The organism is Telluria sp. Soil_C_11 (assembly GCF_057657395.1).
This window is the reverse complement of record NZ_JBDGIN010000018.1, coordinates 1-13,742: the sequence shown is the minus strand read 5'-3', so window position 1 is coordinate 13,742 and position 13,742 is coordinate 1. Positions and strand designations below refer to the sequence as shown.

Annotated in this window: 13 protein-coding genes; 8 read left to right on the top strand and 5 right to left on the bottom strand. The window is 67.4% G+C overall.

Annotation, left to right across the window (positions count from 1 at the left end):
- Positions 1–65 precede the first annotated feature (65 nt).
- Positions 66–2,141, bottom strand: coding sequence for a putative bifunctional diguanylate cyclase/phosphodiesterase (locus AC3A6M_RS21255; protein WP_487854708.1), 2,076 nt, complete (start codon positions 2,139–2,141; stop codon positions 66–68).
- A 197-nt stretch (positions 2,142–2,338) separates the two neighbouring features.
- Here AC3A6M_RS21255 and AC3A6M_RS21250 point away from each other — a divergent pair, with 197 nt between their 5' ends.
- A complete protein-coding gene (locus AC3A6M_RS21250; protein WP_487854707.1) occupies positions 2,339–2,617 on the top strand; it encodes a hypothetical protein in 279 nt (92 codons plus the stop codon).
- A gap of 174 nt (positions 2,618–2,791) precedes the next feature.
- The gene (locus tag AC3A6M_RS21245; protein WP_487854706.1) at positions 2,792–3,166 is read left to right on the top strand and encodes a hypothetical protein; all 375 of its coding nucleotides are present in this window, start codon (positions 2,792–2,794) and stop codon (positions 3,164–3,166) included.
- A gap of 9 nt (positions 3,167–3,175) precedes the next feature.
- On the opposite strand, the gene AC3A6M_RS21240 is transcribed toward AC3A6M_RS21245, so the two are convergent.
- The 4 genes from AC3A6M_RS21240 to AC3A6M_RS21225 all read right to left on the bottom strand — a co-directional run bounded on the left by AC3A6M_RS21240 (position 3,176) and on the right by AC3A6M_RS21225 (position 6,150).
- Positions 3,176–3,520 (bottom strand): four-helix bundle copper-binding protein, encoded by a 345-nt coding sequence (locus AC3A6M_RS21240; protein ID WP_487854705.1) that lies wholly within the window; start codon positions 3,518–3,520, stop codon positions 3,176–3,178.
- Between the two features lie 75 nt (positions 3,521–3,595).
- Positions 3,596–4,906, bottom strand: coding sequence for a Xaa-Pro dipeptidase (locus tag AC3A6M_RS21235; protein WP_487854704.1), 1,311 nt, complete (start codon positions 4,904–4,906; stop codon positions 3,596–3,598).
- Positions 4,903–5,532 carry a nicotinamide riboside transporter PnuC gene (gene pnuC, locus AC3A6M_RS21230; protein WP_487854703.1) on the bottom strand — a complete coding sequence of 210 codons (630 nt, stop codon included), beginning with the start codon at positions 5,530–5,532 and terminating at the stop codon, positions 4,903–4,905. Before pnuC ends, AC3A6M_RS21235 begins: the two co-directional genes overlap by 4 nt.
- A 117-nt stretch (positions 5,533–5,649) precedes the next feature.
- Positions 5,650–6,150 carry a pyridoxamine 5'-phosphate oxidase family protein gene (locus tag AC3A6M_RS21225; RefSeq protein WP_487854702.1) on the bottom strand — a complete coding sequence of 167 codons (501 nt, stop codon included), beginning with the start codon at positions 6,148–6,150 and terminating at the stop codon, positions 5,650–5,652.
- Between the two features lie 289 nt (positions 6,151–6,439).
- On the opposite strand from AC3A6M_RS21225, the gene AC3A6M_RS21220 reads away from it, so the two are divergent.
- The 6 genes from AC3A6M_RS21220 to AC3A6M_RS21195 all read left to right on the top strand — a co-directional run bounded on the left by AC3A6M_RS21220 (position 6,440) and on the right by AC3A6M_RS21195 (position 13,647).
- On the top strand, positions 6,440–7,714 hold the full coding sequence (locus tag AC3A6M_RS21220; protein WP_487854701.1) for a glycosyltransferase: 1,275 nt from the start codon (positions 6,440–6,442) through the stop codon (positions 7,712–7,714).
- Positions 7,715–7,726: 12 nt separating this feature from the next.
- A complete protein-coding gene (locus AC3A6M_RS21215) occupies positions 7,727–8,899 on the top strand; it encodes a glycosyltransferase family 4 protein (RefSeq protein WP_487854700.1) in 1,173 nt (390 codons plus the stop codon).
- A 113-nt stretch (positions 8,900–9,012) separates the two neighbouring features.
- Positions 9,013–10,641, top strand: a complete 1,629-nt coding sequence (gene nadB / locus AC3A6M_RS21210) for an L-aspartate oxidase (protein WP_487854699.1) — start codon at positions 9,013–9,015, stop codon at positions 10,639–10,641.
- A gap of 69 nt (positions 10,642–10,710) precedes the next feature.
- The gene (locus AC3A6M_RS21205) at positions 10,711–11,610 is read left to right on the top strand and encodes a DMT family transporter (RefSeq protein WP_487854698.1); all 900 of its coding nucleotides are present in this window, start codon (positions 10,711–10,713) and stop codon (positions 11,608–11,610) included.
- A gap of 124 nt (positions 11,611–11,734) precedes the next feature.
- Positions 11,735–12,637 carry an NAD-dependent protein deacetylase gene (locus tag AC3A6M_RS21200; protein WP_487854697.1) on the top strand — a complete coding sequence of 301 codons (903 nt, stop codon included), beginning with the start codon at positions 11,735–11,737 and terminating at the stop codon, positions 12,635–12,637.
- Positions 12,634–13,647, top strand: coding sequence for an alpha/beta fold hydrolase (locus tag AC3A6M_RS21195; protein WP_487854696.1), 1,014 nt, complete (start codon positions 12,634–12,636; stop codon positions 13,645–13,647). Before AC3A6M_RS21200 ends, AC3A6M_RS21195 begins: the two co-directional genes overlap by 4 nt.
- The last annotated feature ends 95 nt before the right edge of the window (positions 13,648–13,742 follow it).

The following is a 13,742-nucleotide window of genomic DNA, read 5'->3' as shown; positions in this document are numbered from 1 at the left end:
CCGGCCTCGTTTTTTCGTGATGCATCACGCCAATCGCCTGGGTACGCCTCCCCTGTCCGCAAGCGCTAGACGAGCAGATGCCGGTACTGCGCCCGGTAATACCAATCGACCAGGTAATCGGGCCGGATCGGCTTGCTGATGAAGTAGCCCTGCCCGAAGTCGCACCCGATGTTCACCAGTGTATTGAGTGTCGCCTGCGATTCGATCCCCTCCGCTATCACGGTCATGCCCAGTTTCTTGCCGAGAGCGACCACGGTTTCCGCGATGGCCAGGGAACGCATATCGGTATCCATGTTGACGATGAAGGACTGGTCGATCTTCAGCTTATTGATCGGAAACTGCGCGAGATAACTCAGGCTGGAATACCCGGTGCCGAAATCGTCGAGCGCGATGCTGACCCCGTCCTCTTTCAGTTCGTCGAGCATTTTTGCAGCCGCTTCGACGTCGTTCATGACGGTGCTCTCCGTCACTTCGAATTCGATACAGTCCGGATTGACGCCGCTTGCCTTGATGATGTCCGCGGTCCGCCTGGCGAAGTCCTTGACGCGAAACTGGACCGGCGAGACATTCACGGCCATGCGCAAGGCAGGCAGGCCGAGATTGCGCCATTTCTTGTGCTGCCGGCACGCCTCTTCCAGCACCCAGTCGCTCAGGGGATTGATCATGCCGATGCGCTCGGTGGCCGCGATGAATTTGTCGGGCGTGATCGCGATGGGACCGGGCTGGCGCCAGCGGAGCAGCGTTTCCACGCCGATGACATCCCCGGTTTTCAGGTCGATGAAGGGCTGGTACAGCAATTCGAAGTCTTTTTCGATCAAGCTGTTCCGCAACCGCTGCTCCACTTCGTACGATTGCTTGGCGTGCAAATGGATTTCATGCGTGAAGAACTGGCAGGTATTGCGGCCCGCGTTCTTGGCGTGGTACATCGCCGCGTCTGCGTGCCGGATCAGGGTGTCGAGATCCTCGCCGTCGGTGGGATAGATGCTGATCCCGATGCTTGGCGACGTCCGGAGTTCGAGCCTGTCGATGCGATATGGCTCGCTCAGGGAATGCAGCAGGTGGGAGGCCGTGTGCAGCACCGCATCGTCGGCATGGATGTCGCACAGCACGGCCACGAATTCGTCGCCGCCGACCCGGCCGACGATATCATTGCTGCGCAGCCCTTGCTTGAGTCTCTGCGCCACCTGCTGCAGCATCTTGTCGCCGATCGTGTGCCCATACGTGTCATTGATGGGCTTGAAGCGGTCGAGGTCGAAAAACAGGATCGCGATCGTGACGTTGTGCCGTTTCGCCGACTGCAACAGGTGGGTGCCCAGCTCATAGATCAGCGCCCTGTTCGGCAAGCCCGTGAGTGGATCGTGGCGCGCGGCATGCAGGATTTTCCGCTCGGCGTCGACGCGCTCGGTGATGTCGGCGACATAGCTGACTGCCAGGCGGCCGGAAGGCACGTCGGCGATGAACAGGCTGGCCTCCGCCGGGAACAGGCTGCCATCCTTCCGCCTGCATTGCAATTCCTGGAGATGTCCCACCGGGCCGGATGCCGCCGCGTTGAACAGGTTGTCGCGCCCTTCCCCACGCAGCTGGCGCAAGCCGTTCAGGACCAGCACTTCGAAAGATTGACCAATCACCTCGCCGGGCCTGTAATCGAACAGCGCTACCACGGATTCGCTGGCAAAGCGGATTTTTCCGTCCTTGCCTATCCCCAGCACCGCATGGGTCGATGACTCCAGCAGCGCGCGCAAGGTCTGCTCGCTTTCCTTCAGTGAGACCAGGAAGGCCTGGGCGATTTTCTCCGACCGTTCCAGCACGGCGGAAAGAAGACAGGTAAAAATGCAGACCATGGCGAACACGGCGAGCGCACCCCTGTCCTGCGCGCTGCTGACTTCAATACTGAGCTCGGGCGCCAGTAAGAATGGCGCCGCGATCAGCGACAGACCCGACGCAAGGATCGTCGCCCGCCAGCCGCCGCGCACGGCGCTCAGCATGATCGGGAAATACAGCAGGCCAAGAGGCGCGCGCGGACCGACGAAGCGCTGTCCGATGTACTGCGCGATGGCGCACACGACGACCAGGAAGAAGGCCACGACGTAAGGACGTGCCGGACTGATTCCTGAGCCGCGGAATAACTTTTTCAGATACACGCTGCCGCCCCTTCACGGGTGAACACGAGCGCCACGCCGGGCCGAAATCCCTTAGACAGCGCAATGCCGACGGAGATCGATTTTTGTCGGCGGCGACCCCTCCCGCCGCAGCCGGGTTTGCTCGGCTGAACCGTGTTGGCGCTCTTCCCTGACGTACGGGACAATGATTCCGAGCGAACGGACAAGGAAGGACCGCCATGAACATCACGGTAAAGAACACGACCCCGGACAAGACCCGCATCACCCTGGTCGGCGAACTGCAGGACGGCAGCTTCCAGGCCAAGGTCATGCCCGAGACCGACGTCCCCTACACGCCTTACTGGGAAGGCCAGCTCGAGCAGCGCATGATCTACATCCAGCCGGACCCCGAGCAGCTGAAGGCGATCGTCACCGCCCTGAACGAGCGCCGGCTGACGCTCGATCAGCTGCAGAGCTTCGGCAGCGCCGGCGGCGGCGAGTCCGAGATTCCGGTCTAGCGGCCGCCAGGAAGCGGCGAGCGGCGCCGCGCCGTCCCGCTCGACGGGGCGCGCGGCCGGCCGCGCTTCATCATCGCGCCCGCTCGGTAGCCTCCTACAACACCGTGCTGCCTGCGCCGACAGCCTTGCCACGGGAATCGGGCGGATAATCTCATCCAGCGAACGGGAGGAACCATGAGCGCACAACAGAGCAAGGGCGGAGATTCCGCCACCCTGGGGATCGGCAACCTGACCAGCGGCGAAGCCGGCTCGACCCCGAGCCACGAGACCATGGCCGAAACGGGCGGCAGCGGCGGCGACGCGCTGACCAAGCCGCGCAAGGAAGAAACCATGGAGTCGATGCCGCCGCTGGGCCAGCCGGCCCCGCCGGACAGCAGCCAGCCCGGTACGGCTCCGGCGGAAGGCGCGGACACGGCGGCCACCGCGACGGCCCGCGGCGCGCAGGATACGCGCAGCCAGCAGGCCGGCATCAATCCGACCGGGCTGGGAACGCCCGAGACGGGCGGCAACCAGTCCGAGGGCGACCTGGCGCCGCCGTACCGGAAATAAAAACGTGGCCTAGTGGTCGGCGGCCATCGCCAGGCAGGCTTCCGCGCAGCGGCGGCAGGCCTCGGCGCATGCCTGGCAGTGATCCATCGGATGCTTGCCGCATTCGGCGCCGCAGGCCGTGCAGACTTCGGCGCACAGCCGGCACAGCTGCACGGCATAGTCGCTGCCGCGGGCCATGTAGGCGGCCGCCATCCGGCAGATCGCGGCGCAATCCATGTCGAGCGCGATGCAGCGCGCCATCATCTTGACGTCGTCTTCCTGCAGGCAGGCCGTGGAGCAGTTGTCGCAGGCCGCCGCGCAGGCATGGCAGGCATCGATACAGGCCTGGTATTGCGGATTCTGTAGAGTTGGCATCGCTTTCTCCATTGCTGTGTGTGAAAACCGAGGTTAGCACGCGCTGGAGAAAGGATTCGTACGAATGGCTCCGGCTCAGTGCGGTGCCGCCGTACCCTTGACCACCGCCCCGCCCTTCATCACGAAGGTCACGCGGGTCAGCTCGGCCGGGTCCTTCAGCGGGTCGCCGGCCACGGCGATCAGGTCCGCGTACTTGCCCGGCGCGACCGAGCCGATGCGGTCCTTCCAGCCCAGCAGGTCGGCAGCGTTGATGGTCGCGGCCTGGATCGCCTGCATCGGGCTCATGCCGTACTGGACCATGTAATGGAACTGGCGCGCGTTGTCGCCGTGCGGATAGACGCCGGCGTCGGTGCCGAAGGCCATCTTGACGCCGGCCTTGAAGGCCTTGCGGAAGTTGTCGCGCTGGAGCTGGCCGAGCGCGCGTTCCTTGTCCAGCGATTCCGGCAGCATGCCGGCCTTGGCGCCTTCCTGCAGGATGTAGTCGTCGTTGTAGATGTCCATCACGAAATACGTGCCCTTCTCGCGCGCCAGGCGGATGCCTTCGTCGTCGACCAGGCTGGCATGTTCGACCGAATCGACCCCGGCCAGGATCGCATCGCGGATGCTGCTGGCGCCATGCGCGTGCGCGGCCACGCGGCGGCCCAGCTTGTGCGCTTCCTCGACGATCGCCTTCATCTCTTCCAGCGTGAGTTGCTGGGCGCCCGGCTCGTCGCCCTTCGACAGCACCCCGCCCGAGGCGCAGATCTTGATGACGTCGGCGCCGTACTTGGCCATCTCGCGCACCTTGGCGCGCGCCGCCCACGGGCCGTCCGCCACGCCGTTCTCGACATAGTGGAAATCGTGCGGCAGCAGGTTGTTGTCGCAGTGGCCGCCCTGGATGCCGATGGCGTAGCCGGCGGTGCGCATGCGCGGCCCCTGCAGTTCACCGTCGTTGATGGCGTCGCGCAGGGCGACGTCGCCGAAACCGCTGGCGCCGACGTTGCGCACGGTCGTGAAGCCGGCATTCAGCGTCACCTGCGCGGAGTGGGCGCCATACATCGCGGCGCGGATGTCGGACACGCCCAGCGAGGCGTAGCCGTGCTGGTGCGGATCGCCGGTCAGGTGGGTATGCGCGTCGATCAGGCCCGGCAGCACGGTGGCGCCCGACAGGTCGACCAGCTCGGCGCCGGCCGGCACGGTCACGCTGGCGGTGGGACCGACCGCGGTGATGCGGTCGCCGCTGATCAGGATGGTCTGCCGGTCGAGCACCTTGCCAGCGACCACGTCGACCAGCTTGCCGGCGCGGATGGCGACGAGGTGCGGCGCCGCGCCCGGGGTGGATTCCGCGTGGACGGTGGCGGCGAGACCGAGGGCGGCCAGCGCGGCCGCGATTGTTTTCAGTGTCATGGACGGATGCTTTCGAGGGATGGCGGCGCGGCTAGCTTGTGCCAGTTGCGCCAGGAAACAAGGGCGTTGATCCAGAAGCCGGCATACAGCACGGCGGTCAGGTGCAGCCCGCGGCTGAAGTACAGGGGCGTGGCGATCGTATTGACGAGCAGCCAGAAGCTCCAGTTTTCGACGCGCCGCTGCATCATCAGGACCTGGCCGATGATGCTGAAGACCAGCACGGCGGAATCGGGGAAAGGCGCGTAGGCGTTCGTGAAATGGTGCAGCATGGCGCCATAGGCCGCGGTGGCGCCGACGCCGAGCGGCACGATCCACAGCATGCTGCCCATGCCGGCATGGGTGACGGGCAGCGCCTCGCCTTCGCGGCCGCGCAACCACTTCCACCAGCCGAGCAGGCTGGTGACGACGAAGAACGCCTGCAGGGCGACGTCGGCATACAGCCGGCTCTGCGCGAACAGCAGGCCGAACAGCGCGCAGCCGACCATGCCCGTCCACCAGGTGTGGACATTGTTGCGCCCGGCCAGGACGATGGCGACGGCGGTGAACAAGTTCGCGGCCAGTTCGAGCGGCGCCGTTGCCGCCAGCGCCGCATGGACCATGCCCGCCAATTCCAGCGGGCCGCTCATCGTACCCGGCCCTGCCCTGCCTGCTCCATGTCCTGCCGCTCCTTCGTCGAGAAGCGTGTACTGTACGTCAGCCGGCCGGATTATTGCAAGAGAGGAAGGTTCGATTGCCCGCCGGGCTCAGTCCAGGCGGATCGACTTGTGCTCGCTGTCCAGGTCCGGTTTGTCGCCGGTGATCGCGGCCTTGGCCATGGCGAAGATGCGGACCATCTTGCTGTCGTTCGAATCCCAGTACTCGGCCGAGTGCGGATCGACGCGGATCAGCACCACATGCTCGTCTTCCGGGCCGGCCGGGAACCAGGCCTGGACGCCGGTGTTCCACATCGCGCGGATGCGTTCGCGGTCGACCACGCGCTCGGCGGTGCCGCTGACGGACACGTACAGGCTGTGCTCCTGGTCGGCGAAGCCGAGGTTTACCTGCGGACGGTGGCCGATGCAATCCCACAGCGAGGTCAGGGTCGAGGTGTAGAACCAGATGCCGCCTTCGTCGTCGACCTGCTGGCGCGTCATCGGCTGGCTCAGCAGGTGGCCATGCTGGTCCTGCCAGGTGAACATCGGGAAGCGCACTTCCCTGATCTTGTCGGCCAGTTTGGCGACTTCGGCGGCGTGATGGGTGCTCATGGGTGATCCTCATGGTTGGCTTGATGTGCGGCCATCCTAGCCCGCGCCAGGCGGCGGGTCGGTGCGCCGCCGAACATCGGCATGGCGCTTTTTTGAGACGAGTCAACGCGGCCGGAAAGCGCGGAAAACCCGGGTTTGGCCGCCCTATAATCACGTTTCAGCGCCGGATTCCGCCGGTCGCTGCGCCGCCAACGAGGATGAGGCACGCCGCGAAATGAATCCAAGCCGCCGACATGTGCAGTCGTTTCCGGACGGTGCCGGCACGGGCGCGAAATATGCGGCCGCTGCCGTGCCGGAACCACTTTCCGGCGCGGCCGCCGGCGCCGCTGCCGGTGCGGCCGATGGCGCATTCGCCGGCCCGCTTTCGGTCATGGCGGCGGGCACCGCCGCGCGCCCGCGCCTGGTGGTCCACCTGGTCGACACGCTGGCCGGCGCCAACATCGAGAGCGACCTGCTGAACCTGATCCGCCACCTGCCCGGCGAACGCTACCGCCACGCCATCGTCTGCCTGCGCGACCGCGGCGATGACGTCGCCGGCCTGCGCGAACAGGGCATCGACCTCGTCCACCTGCGCCAGCGCGGCGATGGCGGCCTGGGCGGCATGGCGCATTGCCTGCACCTCTACCGCGTGCTGCGCAGCCTGCAGCCGGACCTGATCCATACGCGCAACCAGTCCGGCCTGCCGGCCCAGCTGGTGGCGGCGCTGGCGGGCGTGCGGCTGCGGGTGCATGCCGAGCATGGCCGGGACCTCGCGCGGCCGGGACGGACCGGCCTGCGCGCCAGGCTGTGGCGGCGCATGCTGCGCCCCCTGGTCGACCATTTCATCGCCGTCAGTAGCGACCTCGCACAGTGGCTGGTCGACACCGTCGGCGCCGAGCCGGCGCGCGTTTCGCGGATCGGCAACGGCGTCGACAGCGTCCAGTTCCACCCGCGCCTGGGTCCGGCGGCGGCGGTCGGGCCGCCCGGCTTCATGCGCGACGGCGTGTTCGTGATCGGCAGCATCGGCCGCATGGACGACAGCGCCAGCCATGTGACCCTGGTCGACGCCTTCCTGCGCCTGATCGCCTCGCCCCACCAGGCCCACCAGCGCCTGCGCCTGATGATCGTGGGCGACGGTCCGGCGCGCGCCGAGTGCCAGGCGATGCTCAAGCGCGCCGGGGCAGAGGCGCGGGCATGGCTGCCCGGCGCACGCACCGATACCGCCCAGCTGCTGCGTGCGATGGACCTGTTCGTGCTGCCCTCGCTCTTCGAAGACCGTGCGAACGCGATCCTGGAGGCGATGGCCAGCGGACTGCCGGTGGTGGCGACCGCGGTCGGCTGCAATGCCGAGCTGGTGCACGCGGGTTTCACCGGGATCCTGGTGCCGCCGAGGTCCGCCGAACTGCTCGCCGCGGCGGTCTCGGACTATTGCCGGATTCCGGAGATGGCGGCGCGCCATGGTGCGCGCGCGCGCAGCCGAGTGATGGCCCGCCACAGCATGCCGGCGATGGCGCGCGACTACCTGGCGGTCTACGATGCGCTGACGGGCTACGCCGGCCCCGATGCCTCATTGCGGGATGCCTGAGCGGCAGGCCGTATGCGTGTGCTGCACCTGCTCGACCACTCGGCGCCGCGCCGCAGCGACTACAGCCGGCGCGCCCAGGCCCTGCTGGAAGGCTTGCGCGCCCAGGGCGTGCAGACGGTCCACCTGACGGGGACCCGGCAGCCGGCCGGAGGTGCCAACAGCGAGGGCTGGCATTTCTACCGCACCGCGGCGCCGGTCCGTCGGATGCCATTCATTGGCGCGCCTGGACCGGATTCCCGCCTGGGTGCGGCCATGTCGACGGCGGCGCTCGCGCTGCGGCTGCGCCAGGTGACGCGGCTGACGCGGCCCGACCTGATCCACGTGCATCTGCCGAGTTCGAACGCGGTCGCCGCCTGGCCGGTGGCGCGGCTGGCGAAGCTGCCGCTGCTGGTCGAAGCCGAGCGGCGCGGACAGGCGCAGCCGGCGTTTCCGTTTCCGCGCGCCGAGCGCTGGGCCATGGGCGCCGCCCATGCGATCGCGGCCGGCACGGCCGAGGTGCGCGCCGCGCTGCGCGCCGAAGGCCTGGCCGGGCAGGCGATCGCCGTGATTCCGCCGGCGCCGGACCTGCTGCCGACCCGGCTCGCGAGCGCCAGGCTGCCGGACCTGGACGGCGCGCCGCTGCTGGCCTATGCGGGCGGGCTGGAACCGGACGACGGACTGCTGCTGTTGCTGGCGGCGCTGGCCCGGCTGCGCCGCCAGCATCCCACGCTGCGCCTGCTGATTGCCGGCGGCGGTGCGCAAGAGGCCCGTTTCGACCGGGAGCTTGCCGAGCCCGCGCTGCGCGGCCACGTCGTGTTCGCGGGTCCGCTATCGTACCGGCGCGCGGCCGACCTGCTTCCACGCGCCGATATCGTGGTGTTCCCCACGCTGCGACACCAGCCTTGCCTGCTGCCGTCCCGCCATCTCCTGAATGCGCTGGCGCAGGGATGCGCCATCGTCGCCTCGAACATTCCCTGCCACCGGGAGTTGCTGGTGCATGGACACAGCGGGCTTTTGTTCGAAGCCGGCAGCCGCGCGGCACTCGAAAAAGCGATCCTCGCGCTGCTGGCCGAGCCCCGGCGCATCGAGGCCCTGGGCGCGGCGGCCCGCGATTTCATGCGCACGCGGCGCAGCTGGGAAGCGACGGCGGCGCGCTACCGGAAAGTCTACGAGATGGTGTTGAGTAAACGTGATGCATCACGTTAAAGCAAGATCATGCCACTCCAACAAACCCGCCTGGAATGGTCTATAGTAATGCCTCCCTACAAAATCAAAAGGGGCATGAGGAGCCACGCAGGCCGATCAAGTCCCCAACCACCATGAAATACGATGTTGTTATCGTCGGCAGTGGCCTAGCCGGCCTCTCCGTCGCCCTCCACCTGGCGCAGACCCGCAAGGTGGCCATCATCTCCAAGCGTGAACTCCTCGACGGCGCCAGCAACTGGGCGCAGGGCGGCATCGCCGCCGTGCTCGATTCCGGAGACAGCCACGACCAGCACATCGCCGACACCCTGGTGGCCGGCGCCGGCCTGTGCGACGAGGCGGCGACCCGCTTCATCGTCGAGCACGGCCGCGAAGCCATCGAATGGCTGATCGAGCAAGGCGTGCCCTTCACCCGCGACGAGAGCGCGGAGCTCGGCTTCCACCTGACGCGCGAGGGCGGACACAGCCAGCGCCGCATCATCCACGCCGCCGACGCCACCGGCCACGCGGTCCAGGTCACGCTGGAACAGAAGGTGCGCGCGCATCCGAACATCTCGCTGTTCGAGCACCACTGCGCGATCGACGTCATCACCTCCGACAAGCTGACCCCGAACGGCGTGCACGGCGGCGCCCCGACCCTGGTCGGCCAGCCGCGCTGCTACGGCCTGTACGTGCAGGACGAACAGAGCGGCAAGGTGCTGACCTTCGAAGCGGAACACACCGTGCTGGCCACCGGCGGCGCCGGCAAGGTCTACCTGTACACGACGAATCCGGACACCGCCACCGGCGACGGCATCGCGATGGCCTGGCGCGCCGGCTGCCGGGTCTCGAACATGGAGTTCATCCAGTTCCACCCGACCTGCCTCTACCACCCCTACGCGAAGTCCTTCCTGATCAGCGAGGCGGTGCGCGGCGAAGGCGGCCTGCTCAAGCTGCCGCCGGAAGCCGGCGCCGCCGCCGGCACCCGCTTCATGCCGGCGCACGACGAGCGCGGCGAACTGGCCCCGCGCGACGTGGTGGCGCGCGCGATCGACTTCGAGATGAAGAAGCGCGGCCTGGATTACGTCCACCTGGATATCTCGCACCAGAGCCCGGAGTTCATCAAGGAACACTTCCCGACCATTTACGCGCGCTGCCTGGAGCTGGGCATCGACATCACCCGGCAGCCGATCCCGGTGGTGCCGGCGGTGCATTTCACCTGTGGTGGCGTGGTGACCGACCTGGCAGGCCGCACCGACATTCCGGGCCTGTATGCGGTCGGCGAGACTGCCTATACCGGCCTGCACGGCGCGAATCGCCTGGCGAGTAACTCGCTGCTGGAATGCCTGGTGGTCGGCCGCGCCTGCGCCCACCAGATCGCCGCCACGCCGTCGACCGAGCTGCCGGCGCTGCCGGCCTGGGACGAGAGCCGCGTCACGAATGCGGACGAGGAGGTCGTGATCGCCCACAACTGGGACGAACTGCGCCGCTTCATGTGGAATTACGTCGGCATCGTGCGCACCACCAAGCGCCTGGAGCGCGCCCATCACCGGATCCGCCTGCTGAAGGAAGAGATCGACGAGTACTACCGCAACTTCCGCGTCACCAACGACCTGCTGGAGCTGCGCAACCTGGTCGAGGTGGCGGACCTGATCGTGCGCAGCGCGCTGTCGCGGCGCGAGAGCCGCGGACTGCATTATTCGCGGGATTATCCGGATACCTTGCCGAAGGCCTTGCCCAGTGTGTTGACGCCGCGGAGGCGCTGACCCGTGCACCGTCGTTCCCGCGCAGGCGGGAACGACGGGCGAGCGCTGCGGGCCCACGTCATGCTCTCCATGAACCAGAAACTCTCCCCCTCCACCATCCTCCTGCTGACGATCCCGCCCCTGCTCTGGGCCGGCAACGCCATCGTCGGGCGCCTGGTGCGCGAAGCCGTGCCGCCGATGACGCTCAACCTGCTGCGCTGGGTCATCGCCTTGCTGATCCTGCTGCCGATGGCGCGCGCCGCGTTCAGGCCCGGCAGCGGGGTGCTCGCCAACTGGCGCCGCTATGCCTTGCTGGGGCTGGTCGGGGTCGGCCTGTACAATTCGCTGCAATACCTCGCCCTGCAGAGCTCGACGCCGATCAACGTGACCCTGGTCGCGTCCGGCATGCCGGTGTGGATGATGCTGGTCGGCCGCCTGTTTTTCGGGGTGGCGGTGCGGCCCTGGCAGGTGGCCGGCGCGGTCCTGTCCATCCTCGGCGTGCTGGTGGTGCTGTGCCGCGGCGATGCCGGTCAGTTGCTGGCGCTGCGCCTGGTGGCCGGCGACCTGTACATGATCCTGGCGACCATCGCCTGGTCGTTCTATAGCTGGATGCTGCTGCAGCCGAAGGATGCGCCGGGCCTGCGCGCCGGCTGGGCGGCTTTCCTCGCGACCCAGGTCGCCTATGGCCTGTTGTGGTCGGCGCTGTTCACGGGCGTCGAGTGGAGTATCGGCGCGCCGGCGATCGCCTGGAGCGGCACCCTGGCGGCGGCCCTGCTGTTCGTCGCCGCCGGGCCGGCGGTGCTGGCCTATGCGCTGTGGGGCGCCGGCATCCGCCGTGCCGGGCCCGGCATCGGCGCCTTCTTCGTCAACCTGACCCCGCTGTTCGCGGCGCTGCTGTCATCAAGCTTCCTCGGCGAGTTGCCACACGCCTATCATGCGCTCGCTTTCGCCCTGATCGTGGGCGGCATCGTCGTTTCGAGCCGTCGCTGAGGCATCCGGCGCCTCGCCGTTGCGACAATGCTGCGCCGCAGCGCACGGGCCGGTATCGTGTGTCCGTCCCGTCAGTAAGGGTGTTACGATCCCTGGGGAAGAAGCAGAACGAGGAACCACCACGATGGCTGAAGGTTTTACTGTCCACGACCACGCGGCGACGCTCGCGGAATTCCTGGACCGCCACCCGCGCGCCCTGGTACTGACCGGCGCCGGCCTGTCCACGGCGTCCGGCATCCCCGATTACCGGGACCGCGACGGCACCCGGCGCGGCCGTCCGCCCATCCACGGGCCGGATTTCCGCAAGTACGAGCATGTGCAGAAACGCTACTGGGCGCGTAGCATGATCGGCTGGCCGGTGCTGTCGCGCGCGCGCCCGAACGCCGGCCATGCCGCGATCGCAGCACTGGAAAAGATCGGCCACATCGGCTCGGTGCTGACCCAGAACGTCGATGGCTTGCACGGCCAGGCCGGCAGCCACAGCGTGCTCGAACTGCACGGCAATATCCATTCGGTGGTCTGCCTGGAGTGTTCGGCGCTATTTCCCCGCGCCTTTGTGCAGGGGCAATTGGCCGATGCGAATCCCCACATGCTGCACGCGGACGCGACGCCGCTGCCGGACGGCGACGCCGCAGTCGAGCCGGCCGAGCTGGCGGAGTTCCGCCTGCCGCAGTGCGTATGCTGCGCCGGCACCCTGATGCCGAACGTCGTCTTTTTCGGCGACAACGTCCCGCCGGCGCGCACCGCCATCGCACTCGACCAGATGGAGCGCGCCGACGCCCTGCTGGTGATCGGTTCCTCGCTGATGGTCTATTCGGGTTTCCGCTTTTGCCGCATGGCACTGGCCAGCGGCAAGCCGATCGCCGCCATCAACCTCGGCCGTACGCGGGCCGATGACATGCTCGACATAAAAATCGAAGAATCCAGCGAGCGCGTGCTGCCGCTCGTGGTCGAGCTGCTGGAAAATGCTCGGGCTGGAACTGAAAGAGTCACGCCATCCATTCAACTCGACGGGGGAACATTGTGACGAATAACATCAAAGGCTGGCAAATCGGCGCGGCCGCGGCCGGACTCGGCCTGGCGGCATCCTTCTTTTACGTACGGGCGAAAACCCGGCAGGCCGAGGCCGAGAATCCGCCGCAGGGCCGCTTCGTGGAGGTTGATGGAGTGCGCCTGCATTACATCGAGCGCGGCGAAGGGCCGGTCCTGGTGCTCTTGCACGGCAACGGCGTGCTGGCCGAGGATTTCGAGCACAGCGGTCTGCTCGACCTGGCGGCCCAGCATTATCGCGTGATCGCCTTCGACCGCCCCGGCTTCGGCTACAGCGAGCGTCCGCGCAAGACGGTCTGGACGCCCCAGGCCCAGGCGCGCCTGCTGCACCATGCGCTGCAGCAGCTGGAGGTCGATTCCGCCATCGTGCTCGGCCATTCCTGGGGCACCCTGGTCGCCCTGTCGATGGCGCTGGAGGCGCCCGATTTCGTGCGCGGACTGGTGCTGCTGTCAGGCTATTACTATCCGAGCCTGCGCGCCGACGTGCTGACGTCCGGACCGGCCATCCCGCTGATTGGCGACCTGATGCGCTATACGGTGTCGCCGCTGGTCGGGCGGATGTTGTGGCGCCCGATTGCGAAACGCGCTTTCGCGCCACAGGAGCTCGATATCCGCTTCCGCTCGCTGCCGGTCTGGATGATGCTGCGGCCAAGCCAGCTACGCGCCAGCGCCGCCGAAACCGCGATGATGATTCCGTCCGCGATGGCGCTGGCCAAGCGCTACCAGGAACTGAAGGTCCCGGCAGTCATCATGGCCGGCACCCGCGACCTGATAGCCGACTTCGGCCACAACTCCGAGCGCCTGAGCGAACGGATTCCGGACAGCGAGCTGCAACTGCAGCCGGGCGTCGGCCACATGACGCATTATGCGCATCCGGACCGGGTGCTGGCGGCGGTCGATTCGATCGCGGCGCGGGTGGGCGAGCATCTGCTGCCGCGCAGCCCGCAGGCGGAGGCGATGGCGCGGGCGAGCGAGAGTGGTGTATAGCCCCGTCGTTTCCGCCTTCGCGCACTGCTGTCCGGGATAATTAAGGAAGAGCAGCTACTGAAGAGAAGTAAGTAGCTGATGAGGTTGCGGGTAAT

What these genes read in the sequence shown, in the direction of transcription:
- AC3A6M_RS21225 (WP_487854702.1), bottom strand. Translation starts at nt 6,150, where the DNA reads ATGAGCACCCATCACGCCGCCGAAGTCGCCAAACTGGCCGACAAGATC.
- AC3A6M_RS21250 (WP_487854707.1), top strand. Translation starts at nt 2,339, where the DNA reads ATGAACATCACGGTAAAGAACACGACCCCGGACAAGACCCGCATCACC.
- AC3A6M_RS21235 (WP_487854704.1), bottom strand. Translation starts at nt 4,906, where the DNA reads ATGACACTGAAAACAATCGCGGCCGCGCTGGCCGCCCTCGGTCTCGCC.
- AC3A6M_RS21245 (WP_487854706.1), top strand. Translation starts at nt 2,792, where the DNA reads ATGAGCGCACAACAGAGCAAGGGCGGAGATTCCGCCACCCTGGGGATC.
- AC3A6M_RS21200 (WP_487854697.1), top strand. Translation starts at nt 11,735, where the DNA reads ATGGCTGAAGGTTTTACTGTCCACGACCACGCGGCGACGCTCGCGGAA.
- pnuC (WP_487854703.1), bottom strand. Translation starts at nt 5,532, where the DNA reads ATGAGCGGCCCGCTGGAATTGGCGGGCATGGTCCATGCGGCGCTGGCG.
- AC3A6M_RS21240 (WP_487854705.1), bottom strand. Translation starts at nt 3,520, where the DNA reads ATGCCAACTCTACAGAATCCGCAATACCAGGCCTGTATCGATGCCTGC.
- AC3A6M_RS21215 (WP_487854700.1), top strand. Translation starts at nt 7,727, where the DNA reads ATGCGTGTGCTGCACCTGCTCGACCACTCGGCGCCGCGCCGCAGCGAC.
- nadB (WP_487854699.1), top strand. Translation starts at nt 9,013, where the DNA reads ATGAAATACGATGTTGTTATCGTCGGCAGTGGCCTAGCCGGCCTCTCC.
- AC3A6M_RS21205 (WP_487854698.1), top strand. Translation starts at nt 10,711, where the DNA reads ATGAACCAGAAACTCTCCCCCTCCACCATCCTCCTGCTGACGATCCCG.